At 74.9% G+C, this 13153-nt stretch carries 14 protein-coding genes; 1 reads left to right on the top strand and 13 read right to left on the bottom strand.

The window, feature by feature from the left end; translation table 11 throughout:
- Nucleotides 1–15: 15 nt before the first annotated feature.
- The 7 genes from pqqE to HOP40_RS27940 all read right to left on the bottom strand — a co-directional run bounded on the left by pqqE (nt 16) and on the right by HOP40_RS27940 (nt 5395).
- Complete coding sequence (gene pqqE / locus HOP40_RS27970; protein WP_172164188.1) at nt 16–1098, bottom strand: pyrroloquinoline quinone biosynthesis protein PqqE; 1083 nt, start codon at nt 1096–1098, stop codon at nt 16–18.
- Nucleotides 1091–1372: a pyrroloquinoline quinone biosynthesis peptide chaperone PqqD gene (pqqD, locus tag HOP40_RS27965; protein WP_240157315.1), complete on the bottom strand. Its 282-nt coding sequence runs from the start codon at nt 1370–1372 to the stop codon at nt 1091–1093. Before pqqD ends, pqqE begins: the two co-directional genes overlap by 8 nt.
- A complete protein-coding gene (pqqC, locus tag HOP40_RS27960) occupies nt 1362–2090 on the bottom strand; it encodes a pyrroloquinoline-quinone synthase PqqC (protein ID WP_172164185.1) in 729 nt (242 codons plus the stop codon). Before pqqC ends, pqqD begins: the two co-directional genes overlap by 11 nt.
- Before the next feature lie 8 nt (nt 2091–2098).
- The gene (gene pqqB, locus HOP40_RS27955) at nt 2099–2998 is read right to left on the bottom strand and encodes a pyrroloquinoline quinone biosynthesis protein PqqB (RefSeq protein WP_172164182.1); all 900 of its coding nucleotides are present in this window, start codon (nt 2996–2998) and stop codon (nt 2099–2101) included.
- Between the two features lie 100 nt (nt 2999–3098).
- Nucleotides 3099–3191 carry a pyrroloquinoline quinone precursor peptide PqqA gene (gene pqqA / locus HOP40_RS27950; protein ID WP_172164179.1) on the bottom strand — a complete coding sequence of 31 codons (93 nt, stop codon included), beginning with the start codon at nt 3189–3191 and terminating at the stop codon, nt 3099–3101.
- 41 nt (nt 3192–3232) lie between these two features.
- A complete protein-coding gene (locus HOP40_RS27945) occupies nt 3233–4921 on the bottom strand; it encodes a PQQ-dependent dehydrogenase, methanol/ethanol family (RefSeq protein WP_172164176.1) in 1689 nt (562 codons plus the stop codon).
- A 15-nt stretch (nt 4922–4936) separates the two neighbouring features.
- A complete protein-coding gene (locus HOP40_RS27940; protein WP_172164173.1) occupies nt 4937–5395 on the bottom strand; it encodes an MSMEG_3727 family PQQ-associated protein in 459 nt (152 codons plus the stop codon).
- Between the two features lie 545 nt (nt 5396–5940).
- On the opposite strand from HOP40_RS27940, the gene HOP40_RS27935 reads away from it, so the two are divergent.
- Nucleotides 5941–6708, top strand: a complete 768-nt coding sequence (locus HOP40_RS27935) for a hypothetical protein (protein WP_172164170.1) — start codon at nt 5941–5943, stop codon at nt 6706–6708.
- On the opposite strand, the gene HOP40_RS27930 is transcribed toward HOP40_RS27935, so the two are convergent.
- The 6 genes from HOP40_RS27930 to HOP40_RS27905 all read right to left on the bottom strand — a co-directional run bounded on the left by HOP40_RS27930 (nt 6695) and on the right by HOP40_RS27905 (nt 13141).
- Nucleotides 6695–7456 (bottom strand): ribonucleotide-diphosphate reductase subunit beta, encoded by a 762-nt coding sequence (locus HOP40_RS27930; RefSeq protein WP_172164168.1) that lies wholly within the window; start codon nt 7454–7456, stop codon nt 6695–6697. The genes HOP40_RS27935 and HOP40_RS27930 overlap by 14 nt on opposite strands.
- Before the next feature lie 11 nt (nt 7457–7467).
- The gene (gene rd, locus HOP40_RS27925) at nt 7468–7677 is read right to left on the bottom strand and encodes a rubredoxin (protein ID WP_338053038.1); all 210 of its coding nucleotides are present in this window, start codon (nt 7675–7677) and stop codon (nt 7468–7470) included.
- A gap of 62 nt (nt 7678–7739) precedes the next feature.
- Entirely contained in the window at nt 7740–8171 is a 432-nt protein-coding gene (locus HOP40_RS27920; RefSeq protein ID WP_240157314.1) for a YkvA family protein, read from the bottom strand.
- A gap of 72 nt (nt 8172–8243) precedes the next feature.
- Nucleotides 8244–9512 carry an iron uptake transporter deferrochelatase/peroxidase subunit gene (gene efeB, locus HOP40_RS27915; protein ID WP_172164162.1) on the bottom strand — a complete coding sequence of 423 codons (1269 nt, stop codon included), beginning with the start codon at nt 9510–9512 and terminating at the stop codon, nt 8244–8246.
- A complete protein-coding gene (locus HOP40_RS27910; protein WP_172164159.1) occupies nt 9512–10960 on the bottom strand; it encodes an EfeM/EfeO family lipoprotein in 1449 nt (482 codons plus the stop codon). The genes efeB and HOP40_RS27910 overlap by 1 nt, the downstream gene beginning before the upstream one ends.
- A gap of 75 nt (nt 10961–11035) precedes the next feature.
- Nucleotides 11036–13141, bottom strand: coding sequence for a S9 family peptidase (locus tag HOP40_RS27905; RefSeq protein WP_172164156.1), 2106 nt, complete (start codon nt 13139–13141; stop codon nt 11036–11038).
- Nucleotides 13142–13153: the final 12 nt, after the last annotated feature.

The raw sequence follows: 13153 nt of genomic DNA, 5'->3' as shown, positions 1-13153 counted from the left end.
CACCGTCCCCCGCACTCAGGCGCGGTGCGGACGCGGGACGAGCACCTCCTCGTGCCGTCGGCCTCCCGCGTTGGCCGCCTCGACGGCGTCGGCCACGAGGGCGTGGTCGGGCGAGAGGTGGCACACCGGATCGGTGCGGGCGGCGTCGCCGGTGAGCTGGAACGCCTGGCAGCGGCACCCGCCGAAGTCGATCTCGCGGCGGTCGCAGGTCCGGCAGGGGTCGCTCATCCAGCCGGTGCCGCGGAACGCGGTGAACACCGGGGCGTCGTCCCAGATCCGCTGCAGGGACTCCTCCCGCACGCTGGCCCGCGGCAGCGGCAGGGTCTGCGCCGCCGGGCAGGGCAGCGCGTCGCCGTTGGGGGCCACGGTCAGCTGGCGCGCGGCCCACCCGCCCATGCAGGGCTTGGGGTACGCGCTGTAGTAGTCGGCCAGCACGTGCAGGACCTCCATCCGGCCCGCCAGGCGCTCGCGCGCGGCGCGGACGACGTCCTCGGCGGCGGCGAGCTGGGCGCGGCTGGGCAGCAGCGCCGCCCGGTTGCGCCACGCCCAGCCGTAGTACTGGGTGTTGGCCAGCTCGACGCGGTCGGCGTCGAGCTCCTCGACCAGCGCGATGATCTCGGCGAGGCGGTCGATGTTCTGCCGGTGCACCACCACGTTGACCGTCAGCGGCCAGCCGAGCTCCTTCACCACGGCGGCCGCCCGGAGCTTGCGCTCGAACGACGGGATGCCGGCGATGCGGTCGGAGGTGGCGGGCTCGTCGGCCTGCACGCTGACCTGCACGTGGTCGAGCCCGGCCTCCTTCAGCTCCTCCGCGCGGCCGCGCGAGAGCCCGATCGCACTGGTCACCAGGTTCGTGTACATGCCGAGGTCCGCGGCCGTGCGCACCAGCTCGACGAGGTCGCGGCGCAGCAGCGGCTCGCCGCCGGAGAGGTGGCACTGCAGCACCCCCATCGCGGCGGCCTCGGTGAACACGCGCTGCCACTCGGCGGTGCCCAGCTCGTCGTCGTAGGCGGCGAGCTCGAGCGGGTTCGAGCAGTAGGCGCAGGCCAGCGGGCAGCGGTAGGTGAGCTCGGCCAGCAGTCCGAAGGGCCTATCCATCACTGATCTCCACACATCGCTTCGTGACGAGCCGGGCGAGGAACGCCGTCACCTCGTCGTCCACCACCCGCTCGTAGCGGACCCGCAGCGCCGCGGCGACGTCGGACACGGTCCGCCGCCCGTCGCACAGGCCGAGGATGTCGGCGCCGGTCGGGTTGAGCACGATCACCGACTCCGGGCCCAGCAGCACGTGCCGCTCGCGGGTCGGGTCGAACCGCATCCGGACGTGGCGCGCCAGCGCCGGGCGGCCCGACGGCGGGACGTCACCCGGCACGGGACCGGTCCCCGTACGCCTGGTCGATCGCGTCCATCATCGACCACAGGACGTCGCACTTGAACGACAGCGCGGCCACCGCCGCGTCCTGGTCCTGCAGGGTCCGGCAGTACCGCAGCACCACCTCCAGGGCGTGCTCGGAGTCGCGGGGCGCCTGCTCCAGGCGGTTGCGGAAGTAGGCCAGGCCCTCCGGTGCGATCCAGGTGTAGCGCTGCTCGAACGCCCGGAGGCGCTCGGCCATCAGGTCCGGCGCGAACAGCTCGGTCAGCGACGACGCGACCGCCTCCACCCAGGGCCGCGTCCGGGCGAACGTGACGTAGGCGTCCACCGCGAACCGCACGCCCGGCACGAGGTGGCGGTGGTCGGCGATCTCCTCGCGCCGCAGCCCGCAGGCCTCGCCGAGGCGCAGCCACGCCTCGATGCCGCCCTCGCCGTCCGCGGTGCCGTCGTGGTCGGTGATGCGGCGGATCCAGCGCCGGCGCACCGCCGGGTCCGGGCAGTTGGCGAGGATCGCGGCGTCCTTGCGCGGGATCATCTCCTGGTAGTAGTAGCGGTTGGCCACCCACCCGCGGATCTGGGCGGGAGCGAGCAGGCCCTCGTTCATCCGCAGGTGGAACGGGTGCGCGCTGTGGTAGCTCTGCGAGTGCGCGCGCAGCCGCTCGACGAGGGCGTCGACCTCGGGGGGCGCTCCCGTCGTCATCGCGTCCGTGTCCGTCATCGTGTCCGTCATCGTGCGGGGACCTCCACCTCGAGACCGTCGTGGGCCACTTCCATCCCGCACCGCTCGACGTGGCGCCGTTCCGGCGAGTCCTCGAGCAGCATCGGGTTGGTGTTGTTGATGTGGACGTAGATCCGGCGGGCGATCGGCAGCCCGGCCAGCTGCTCGAGGCTGCCCCCGGGGCCGCCGACGGCGAGGTGCCCCATGCCGTGGGCCGTCTTCGCGGCCAGGCCGAGGCGGATCATCTCGTCGTCGTGCCAGCAGGTGCCGTCGACGAGCAGGCAGTCGACGCCCTCGAGCTCGGCGAGCACGGCCGGCGTGAGCTCCTGCACGCCCGGCAGGTAGACCGCCGCGGCCCCGGTGGCCTCGTCGGTGAACCGGTAGCCCACGACCCGCCCCTCGCCGGTGCCCCCGCCGAAGCGGTCGTGCTTGCCGGTGGGGGCGTCGAACGCCTGGTAGGAGATGCCGCCCAGCGACACCTCCTTCCCCGGGACGACGGGGGTCCACCCGACGGGGCAGTAGCGCTCCAGGGTGGTCAGCACGCCGGTGCCCGCGGTCAGCGTCGCGTGCGTCGCCGCGGTGGCGTGCAGCTCGATCCCACGTCCCTCCCGCAGCAGGAGCAGCCCCAGGGTGTGGTCGAGCTCGGCGTCGGTGAGCAGCACCGCCTCCAGCGGCGTGGCCCGGCCGGCGCCGGGGTGCAGGCGCGGGAACGCCTCGACCTGCGCCCGGACGTCGGGGGAGGCGTTGACCAGGAACCACCGCTCGCCGTCCGGGCTCACGGCGATCGAGGACTGCGTGCGCGCCCGGGCCGGCCGGGTGCCCTCGCGGACCGCCCGGCACGTCGGGCAGCTGCAGTTCCACTGCGGGTAGCCCCCTCCCGCCGCCGATCCCAGCACCCGCACCCGCATTCGCGCCCCCGTCCTCGACGCCGGGGAGGGGCGCCGGAACCCGTGTCCCGGCGCCCCTCCCCGTCCGTCGTCCGCCGTCGTCGTCCTCAGGCCGTCGGCCTCAGTCCTCCGAGCGAGCGATGTACATCGTCACCTCGGGCGCACACCCGACTTCGTCGAAGTCGGGCGCCTCCCACTCGGCGAGACGCTCCATGTGCCGTCACCTCCCTCCTGCGTGTCGTGCGGGGTGCGGACCTAGTCCTCGGGCAGCGCGAAGACGAACAGCGAGTCGCCCGACGCGGCGCCGAGCAGCCCGGGCGTGAAGCCCTCGACCCACCCGCCGAACCCGGTCGGCACCGCGACGTACTGCCGGCCGTCGATGCTGTACGTGCTGGGGCTGCTGTGGTGGCCGCTGCCGCACTGGAACTGCCACAGCTTCTCCCCGGTCGCCGCGTCGAGGGCGATGAACTCACCCGTCGCAAGGCCCACGAAGACCAGCCCGCCCGCCGTGACCAGCGTCGAGGCCGTCATCGGGTACTCGTAGCGCCAGCGCCACTTCTCCTCGCCGGTCAGCGGGTCGACGGCGCTCACGAAGCCGTAGAAGTCCTCGAGGTCCACGGCGACGCCCGCGCCCCAGTACGGGATGCTCTCCTTGAACTCGCGGCGCCGCCGGGTCGCGGTGGCCCCGACCTCCTGCACCGGGATGTACACCAGCCCCGTCTGGGGGCTGTAGGACATGTGCGTCCACTCCTTGCCGCCGGCCGGCCCCGGCCAGAAGTGCACCGGGACGCCCTCCTCGTCCGGGTACAGCTTGGGCGTGACCTTGCCGTCGGGGCTGATCTCGCCCCAGGTGATCCGGTCGACGAAGGGGAAGACCCGCACCAGCTCGCCGTTGGTGCGGTCCAGGACGAAGAAGTACCCGTTCTTGTCCGCGTGCGCCATCAGCTTGCGGCCGTCGGGCGCGTCGAACAGCAGGTTCTCCATCGTGGAGTCGTAGTCCCACAGGTCGTGCGGGGTGAACTGGTAGTGCCACCGGATCTCGCCGGTGTTCACGTCCACCGCGACGACGCTGTCGGTGTAGAGGTTGTCGCCCGGGCGGACCCCGCCGTCGAAGTCGGGCGCCGGGTTGCCGGTGCCCGGGAACAGCAGCTCCAGCTCCGGGTCGTAGGTCGGGGTGACCCAGCAGTTCGCCCCGCCGCGCTGCCACGCCTCGCCGTCGTCGGGCCAGGTCTCGGAACCGGGCTCACCCGGCTTCGGGATCATGTAGCGCCGCCAGCGGCGCTCCCCGGTGTCGGCGTCGAAGGCGTCGAGGCACCCGCGGGTGCCGAACTCGCCGCCCGAGCTGCCGACGATGACCATGTCCTTCACGAGCAGCGGCGCCACGGTGCGGCTCTCCCCGGCCCGCACGTCACCGGCGGTGGTGTCCCAGACCTTCTCGCCGGTGGTGGCGTCGAGGGCGATCACGTGGGCGTTGAGGGTGGCCATGTAGACCTTCCCGTGCCCGACGGCCACCCCGCGGTTGACGTTGCCGCAGCACAGCGAGACGTCGTAGGGCGAGGCGTGCTTGTACCGCCAGAGCTCCGCACCGGTCTTCGCGTCCAGCGCCCAGCACCGGCCGTCGGGGCCGGAGACGTACATGACCCCTTCGACGACGATCGGGCAGGCCTCGAACGAGTAGGTCGAGGCGCCGGCCTGCATGCCCGTCGAACCGGCCTGGAACACCCACGCGGGGGACAGGCGCCGGACGTTGTCCTTGCTGATCTGGTCGAGCTCGCTGTAGCGCTGACCGTCGAAGGTGCCGTAGTAGGTGAGCCAGTTCTCCGGCTCCGTGCGGGCGCGCAGGATGCGGTCGTGGTCCACGTTGCCCGTGGCGGGCGCACTGCCCTTGATGGCGCTGAGCTGCATCTGCGGGATCGCGGCGCCCGCGTCGACGTAGTCGGTCATGGTCTGCTCCTCATCTCACGGGCGCGGCTGCGGCGGGCGGTCGAGCTTGGCGTGGTCCGGTACTTCCCCGCCGATGACGATGGCGCCGGTCAGGCCGCGGCCCTCGTCGTTCCCGGTCGTGGACCCGTAGTAGTAGGTGCCCGGGCCGTCCAGGTTGAGCGAGGCCGTGCCCTTCGAGTGGTTCACCAACCAGATGATCTTGGGGTCCCCGTTGTGCGGCAGCACCGCGCAGTGGGTGTTCTTGTCGTCGTTGATGAGCGTGAGCTCGAGGTTCCCGCCGTGGGGCAGGATGAGGGTCCCGGGCTCGAAGCAGAGCTCGTCCTCGGGGATCCGGACGGTGGCGGTCATGGTGCCGTCGGGCCCCTCCTCGGCGTGCCCGACGCCGCCGGAGCCGAGCAACCGGCCCAGGCCGGTCGCGTTCTGCCGGTGCAGGCCGTCGGCCAGCTTGCCCGAGGGATCGTCTGTCGTCGTCATCTGCCGTACCTCCTCGTCACGAACGTCCGTCCTGCCCACGGCAGCGTCGCCACCACCTGGGTCCTCCCCTCCTCGTCGGTCGTCCACGGCCGGAGGGCCGTGGCGGGTCGGGGATCGTCGGCGGAGGAGGCTCGTCGGACGGGGAACCGGGTGCTCCCGGCGATCCCGGACCCGCTCACGGGCACTCCCACGTGCGCCTCCATGCGTGCGCAGCCGAGCACCGCGCAGCCGGGCACAGGGGTGCCGCCACGGGGTCACTCGGCCGTCTGCCGATGATGTCGACCACTGGGGCGGCAGGACACGGGTCCGCGGCGCTGTCGAGAACGGCCATCGGAAGTGTGTGCTGAGCCACATTCGACCCTACGGAGCGGGTCCGAGATCGGCAAGGGGGGAGCGGCGGTCGATGTGGATCGCCGTCCCGGCGGCCCCGGGACGGCGTGGATCCGGCCCGCCGAGGCGGTGTCCGGGAGCCGGTCGCGGTCCTATAGTGCGACGGGGCCGACGTCGACGCGGACGCCGGCCGGACCGTCCACGCAGGGGGGCTCGTGCGGAGGTTCGGATCACCCGAGGCGCTGGCGCGGCTCAGCGCCCGGTGCGCGCACGCCGACAGCGTCGAGCTGAAGGCACTGCTCGTGCCCCCGGCCGGACCGGCCGCCGAGGCGCTGACCGGGCGGTGCGCGCCGACGTGGAGCGTGCGCCAGACGTACCTGCTCGACACCCCGGCCCTGGACCTGCTGGAGGCCGGGGTGGAGGTCCGCCTGCGGCGCCGGGCCCGCGGCCGCTTCGACCTGTCGGTGTCCACCTGCCGCAGCGGCGACGCCCGCCGGCGGGCGTTCCCGCGCGGGGTGCGCGTGGAGGTCGACGTCGTGCCGGGGGCGCTGTGGCAGGACGTCGAGGTCCGGCGGGAGGTCGACGCGGCGGCGGCGGCCGACGTGATCGCCGGCGCGGCCCGGTCCCGGGAGCTGCTCACCGCGGACCAGTCCGCGTGGGCGCGCCGCGCCGCGCACGGGTGCGTGGACGAGGGGCACCTGCGCCGGCTGGGGGTGCACGGGCCCCTGGTGGTCCGCCGGGTCAAGGTCGGGGCCGACCGGCTGGGCCTGCACCGGGCCGACCTGGAGCACTTCCGGTACCCGAGCGGCCGGGAGCTGCTCGAGCTCTCCACCCGCTGCTGGCCCCGGGAGGTGCTGGCCACCGCCACGGCGTTCGAGCAGCTGCTCGACGAGCGGGACGTCGTCGTGGCGGCGGGGCACCGCACCAAGGCCTCGATGTGGCGCGACGAGATCGGTCAGCGGGCCGCGGTCACCAGAACTTGATGCCGGCGGCCTTGAGCCGGCGCCGGTGCTGGCGCACTGCGGTCTCGATGGCCTCGGTGGTGATGAGGTCCCCCCAGACCTTGGCGGCCGTCTCGCCCTGCTCGAGCAGCGCGTCGGCCTCCTCCCGGCCGATCGCCGCGCTCTGCACGACGCGCGACCCGAACCCGATGTGCCAGCGCTCGTCGCGCAGCACCAGCTCCATCCCCTTGCGCACCCCCGGCAGCCCGACCGACAGGCCCTCGAGCGCGTCGAGCATCGCGTGCTGCCCCGCCAGCAGGACCACGCCCTCGATCACCATGTGGTAGAGGCCGACCGCGGCCGTCAGGCCCGCGTGGTCCTCGGCGAGCCGCCGTGCGGTGGCCGGCAGGCGGTGCTCGAACAGGTCGACCAGCTCGTCGCCGACGTGGGCGCGCAGCGCGTCCCGCCGCTGCGCGGGCAGCTCGCCGGGGACGCAGGCGACCTCGGCGGAGACGCGGTCGAAGAAGCGGGCGTGGCGCGCCTCGTCCCGGGCCTGGGCCTGGAAGACCGCCGCCATCGACTCGTCGGGCGCCGCCGCCTCGTAGGCGCCGAGCTGCCCGGACACCGAGGTCTCGGCGATGACGAACCCGGCGACCAGCCCGAGCACCCGCGCGTTCTCCGCCCCGGTCAGCCGCGGCCAGGCCTCGCGGTCCGCCGAGAAGTCGATGGCCTTCTCGTCCCACTGCAGCGACTCGGCCAGCTGTGCGAAGTGGGCGTATCCGGTGATCATGACCGTGGTCCTCAGTCCTCCGGGAACTCTCCCGGCTCCAGCTCGCGGAAGTCCGCCTTGGTGGCACCGCAGATGGGGCACATCCAGTCGTCGGGGATGTCCTCGAAGGGCGTGCCCGGTTCGATGCCGCTGTCCGGGTCGCCCTCGGCGGGGTCGTAGACGAACCCGCAGGGCTCGCAGATCCACCGCGTGGGCGAGGCCTGCAGCGTGCCCTGGTCCACCCCCACCACCTCCCGACGTCACCTGCGTCACCCCCGAGGGAACCAGGTCGGGCCGCGACCCGCTACCGGGGCTCCGGGTCGCGGTCGGGTCGGCGGCGGCCGTCCAGCAGCCTTTCGAGCAGGCGGAGCTCGGCGGGCCAGGCCGCGACGAGCTGGTCGCGCGGGATCGAGCGCGCGGCGTAGCGCAGCAGGAGCACCACGGCGACGACGTCGTCGAGCGGCCCGATCACCGGCAGGAACTCCGGCAGCAGGTCGATCGGCGACACCACCCAGATGATCGCCACCAGCAGGGCCACCTTCGCGCGCCGCGGGACCGCGGGGGAGCGGCGCAGCCGCCGGGCGGTCGTGACGCAGGCGGGCAGGAACTCCGCGATGTCGCGGAGCAGACCCGGCGGCAGCCTGCTGGCCAGCAGCACCATGACGACGCACAGCACGCCCCAGACCGCGGCGGCGATCCCCAGCCCGGTCAGCCACGCGGCCCAGTCGACGTCCACGGGCGACATGGTGCGCCCGACCCGGGCGCCGGGACAAACGGGGTGGCGTCCCGGTGCCGCGGGTGCGGACCGCTAGGCGGGGTTGCCGAAGAGCGTGCGGCCCCAGTGGTCGCCCGTGCCCACACCCGGCGGGCAGGCGAACAGCGCCGAGCTCGTGTGCACCAGGTACTCCATCATGATGTCCTTCGTCGACAGCGCCTGCTGCATCGGCACGAACTGCGCGCCGGGGTCGCGGACGAAGGCGATGAAGAACAGGCCGGCGTCGAGGTGGCCCTCGGCGTCGGTGCCGTCGATGAAGTTGTAGCCGCGGCGCAGGATCCGCACCCCGCCCAGGGTGGAGGAGTGGGCGAGGCGCACGTGCGAGTCCATGCCGACCAGCGGGCCGGAGCCGTCGGGTCGGGTGGCGGAGAAGTCGACCTCGGCGAACTCGTCGGTGGCACCCAGGGCGGCACCGCTGCCCTTGTGCCGCCCGACGATCTCCTCCTGCTCGAGCAGCGAGGTGCGGTCCCACGGCTCGATCGCCATCCGGATGCGGCGGGCGACGAGGTAGCTGCCGCCCGTCATCCAGTCGGCGCCGTCCTCCGCGGCCGCCCAGACGTGGCGGGCGAGGCCGGCGGTGTCCTCGGCGGTGATGTTGGAGGTGCCGTCCTTGAAGCCGAACATGTTGCGCGGCGTCGCCTGCCCGACCACCGTCGACGACGTGCGCCCGTAGCCCATCTGCGCCCACCGGACGGCCGTGGTGCCGAAGCCCATCCGGATCAGGTTGCGGACGGCGTGCACCGCGACCTGCGGGTCGTCGGCGCAGGCCTGGATGCACAGGTCGCCGTTGCTGCGGCCGGGCTCGATGGCGTCGCCGGCGAACAGGGGCAGGTCGATCAGCTTCGGCGGGCGGCGGTCGGCGATGCCGAAGCGGTCGACGCCGTCGCGCGTGAACAGGCTCGGGCCGACGCCGAACGTGAGCGTGAGCCGGGCCGGCGGCAGGCCGAGCGCCTCGCCGGTGTCCTGCGGCGGCGCCTCGGGGTGCCCGCCGATGGCCCCGTCGACGGCGACCTCCGCGCCCGTGGTGAGCCGCTCGGCCGCGAGCGTCCAGCGCTGCAGCAGGTCGACGAGCTCGGCGCGGTCGGTGGTGGTGACGTCGAGGGCGACGAAGTACAGGTGGTCCTGCGCGGCGGTGGTGATCCCGGCCTGGCGCGCCCCGCGGAACGGGACGACGTCGTCGGGCCCGCCCCCGACGGAGGCGGGCAGGACGTGCTCGGCGGCGAGCACGGCCCCGGCGCCCGCGGCGGCGGCGGCCCCGGCGCCGGCGATGCCGAACAGGGTGCGGCGGTTCATGCGCGGCATCAGACGAGCACCGCCCCGCCGACGTGGCTGACCGGTTCGCCCAGCGCGTCGAGGACGTCGGCGACGGCCTTGAGGTCGGCCGCGGTCATGTCGGTGTAGGGCCGGAACCCGCCGCCGGTGCGGTAGCGGTCCAGGACGGCGTAGGTCTCGGCGAACCGGCGGTCCAGCTCCGTGAGCAGCGCGGGGTCGACGTCGGTGAGCAGCGGCCGCAGCGCCTCGACCGCGGCCTCCGAGCCCTCGACGCGCGCCGCGAGGTCGGACATGTCGGTGCCGGCGAAGCGGTTCTCGCGCCCGGAGAGCGTGGTGACGACGGCGAAGTCGACGAGCTCCTTGGCGCTGCCGCACAGGTCCGGCCCGCCCAGCTCGAGCGCGACCGCGCCCTGGGCCAGTGCGGTGACGTCGGCGAGCAGGTCGTCGGCCACCTGCCGGGTGTCGGGCTGCAGGCCGTCGACCCACAGGTCGCGCTCGAGGCGGTGGAACCCGGTGAACGTCTCGCCCGGGTCCATGCCGACCCCCTGCCCGTCGATCGCGGGTCCGAGCTCCTCGCCGTCGGGGCCGGTGACGGCCTCGGTGGCGACCTGGATGCGCTCCCAGTGCGTCCGCGCGGCCGGGTAGCGGTCCTGCGCGACGGCGACGCGCCCGGCCCGCACGGCGGCGACGAGGTCGGCCGTGCTCTCGCGCAGCGCGTCGGCCTCGGCGACGACGAAGTCGCGGTAGCGCGCTCCCGCCTCGTCGAGCGCGGTGGCGTGCTGGAACACCACCGGCACCCCGAAGACCGGCGCGGGCTCCCGATCGGGCGCGCCGACCGAGAGCACCCCCCACGTGACCCCGCCGGCCGCCGCGACGGCGGCGGCCGCGAGCACGACCGGCTGCAGCCGCCGCCGGCGGCGGCGCGGCGCGGGCGCCGGCGGCCGGGTGCGCTGCGACGGGATCTCCGGCGCCGGACGCCGGACGGGCGGCTCGGGCAGGGAGGCGGCCCGGACCGGCTCGGGCCGCAGGGGCTCGGGGCGCACGGGCTCGGGGCGCAGTCCCTCGGGCCGCAGGGGTTCGGGCCGCAGGGGCCGTCCCACCGGACCGGTGCCGGTGCGCGGGGCGGGCGGACGACCGCCGGGACCGCCGGGACGGGCCAGGGGCACCGGCGACACCGGCGCCGGAGCGGCGACGACCTGCGGCACCGCGGCCGTGAGCGCGGCGGCGGCGGTGACGACCGGGACGACGGGCACCGACGGCGCTCCGGGCACCAGCGGGCCGGCCACCGTCGCGTCGACCGGAGCGGCCGGGGGTGGCACGACCGGGCGCCCCGCGCGGGGGGCCCGGCGGGCCGGCGGGACCGGTGGCACCGGGCCCTCGCGCCGCGCCGGCATCTTGTCGGTGGCCGTGTCGATCTTCGGCCGGCCGGCGACGAAGCTCGTCGTCGACTCGGGGTCGTCTCGCCGCTGGTCCCGCACGCCCGGATCCTCCCGCACTGCCTACGCTGTGTAGCACTCGGGGACTCATCGGAGGGGCGGTATCGCCCGTTACGGTCAGTCGGCTGGACCACTCGGTCCTGACGACGCTGCGCCCTGCGGCGGCAGTCCGAGAGCCGTTCGGAGGAACTGCACCTGCAGGAGCAGGAGGTTCTCCGCGACGACCTCCTGGGGCGTCATGTGAGTGACCCCGGACAGCGGCAGGACGCTGTGCGGGCGCCCCGCCGCGAGCAGCGCCGACGAGAGCCGCAGCGTGTGCGCGGCCACCACGTTGTCGTCGGCGAGGCCGTGCACGAGCAGCAGCGGCCGCGCCAGCGAGGGGGCGTCGGCGATCAGCGAGGAGTGCGCGTAGGCGTCCGGGTGCTGCGCCGGGTGCCCGAGGTAGCGCTCGGTGTAGTGGGTGTCGTAGAGGCCCCAGTCGGTGACGGGGGCGCCGGCGACCGCGGCGTGGAAGACGTCGGGGCGGCGCAGCACGGCCAGCGCGGCGAGGTAGCCGCCGAAGGACCAGCCGCGGATGCCGACGCGGGTGAGGTCGAGGTCGGGCAGCGAGGCCGCGACGGCGTGCAGGGCGTCGACCTGGTCCTCCAGCACGGGCGACGCGAGGTCGCCGTGCACGGCCTTCTCGAACTCCGGCCCGCGCCCCGGCGTGCCCCGCCCGTCGACGACGACGACGGCGAACCCCTGGTCGGCGAACCACTGGCTGGTGAGGTGGGCCGCGCGCAGCGCCGTGACGCGCTGGGCGTGCGGGCCGCCGTAGGGGTCCATGAGGACCGGCAGCTTCGTGCCGGGCGTGTGCCAGGAGGGGAGCAGCACCGCGGTGCGCAGCCCGCGCTCGCCCACCTCGAACAGCGCGACGGCGGACTCCAGGCCCGGGGCCTCGGCGAGCGAGGTGACCGTCCGCTCGACCTCGCCGCGGCGCACGACGGTGCGGGCGCCGTCGGACCGCAGGTCACCGCTCGTGACGACGGTCGTGCCGCCCGCGCGCCGCCCCGCGTGCACGCCCGGGGTGGTCGCGACCTCCACGAGGCCGTCGCGGTCCCACGTCCACAGCCCCACCGACACCGGGTCGGTGCTCGCGCGGAACAGCACGACGTCCTCGTCGACGTCGACGACCTCGCGCACCTGCACCGCGGGCGGCGTCACCGCCTGCCCGTCGACGACGAGCCGGTGCGCGCCGTCGCGGGCCTCCACGGTGACGAGCGCGCCGGACGCCGTGTGCGCGGGCACGCCGGGGACGACGTCGACCCAGGCCGGGTCGGTCTGCTCGTGCACGGTGGTGGCCGCACCCGTGCGGGGGTCGACGCGCAGCGTGCGCAGGGCGGTCTGGTCGCGCGGCGCGGTGGTGACGAGCAGCCCGTGCACGCCCCACGTGACGCGGACGAGGTACTCGTCGTCGCCGTGCGAGACCGGGACGCGGGTGCCGTCGAGCGCGACCACGTCCAGCCCGACCAGCGCGTTCGGGGTGCCCGCCGCGGGGTAGGCGACGACGGCCGGGGTGCGCCCGGGGTTCTCCGGGTCGGCGATGTGCCAGCGCTGCACCGGGGAGGTGTCGACGCGCGCGACGGCGAGCCTGTCGCCGTCGGGGGCCCACCAGAACCCGCGCATCCGGCCCATCTCCTCGGCCGCGACGAAGTCGGCGAGGCCGTGGGTGACGTCGGGGCCGTCGGGCTGGGCGACGGTCGTCGTCGCCCCGGAGGCGAGGTCGTGGACGTGCAGCGCGCCCGCGCTGACGTAGGCGACGCGGCGCCCGAGCGGATCCGGGTGCGGGTCGATGACGCCGCCGGGGGAGGGCAGGTGCCGCGGCGGGGCGCCCCCGGCCAGGTCGGCGACGTGCAGCTGCCCCGCGAGGCTGAACGCGGCCGTCGTGACCGCGCGGTCGGTGGCGTACCCGACGATGCCGCCGGCCTGCTCGCGGCTGCGCTCGCGCCGCGCCCGCTCCTCGGGCGGCAGGTCGCCGTCCTCGCCGAGCAGCCGGGCGTCGGCGACGAGGTGCTCGCGCCCGCTCGCGACGTCGAGGACCCACAGGCAGGTGACCGGGTCGGTGCCGCCGCGGCTGCGCAGGAACACCACGCGCGAGCCGTCGGGGGAGACGGTCAGGCTGCGCGGCGCACCGAGGGTGAAGCGGCGGGTGCGGGCCTGGCGGCGCGGGAAGGAGTCGACCACGGCGACAGTCTG

Origin of the sequence: Pseudonocardia broussonetiae (genome assembly GCF_013155125.1) — a bacterium.
In the GTDB taxonomy this organism is placed as follows: Bacteria; Actinomycetota; Actinomycetes; order Mycobacteriales; family Pseudonocardiaceae; genus Pseudonocardia; species Pseudonocardia broussonetiae.
The sequence above is the reverse complement of the archived record's forward strand: the minus strand, read 5'-3'. Positions and strand labels throughout refer to the sequence as shown.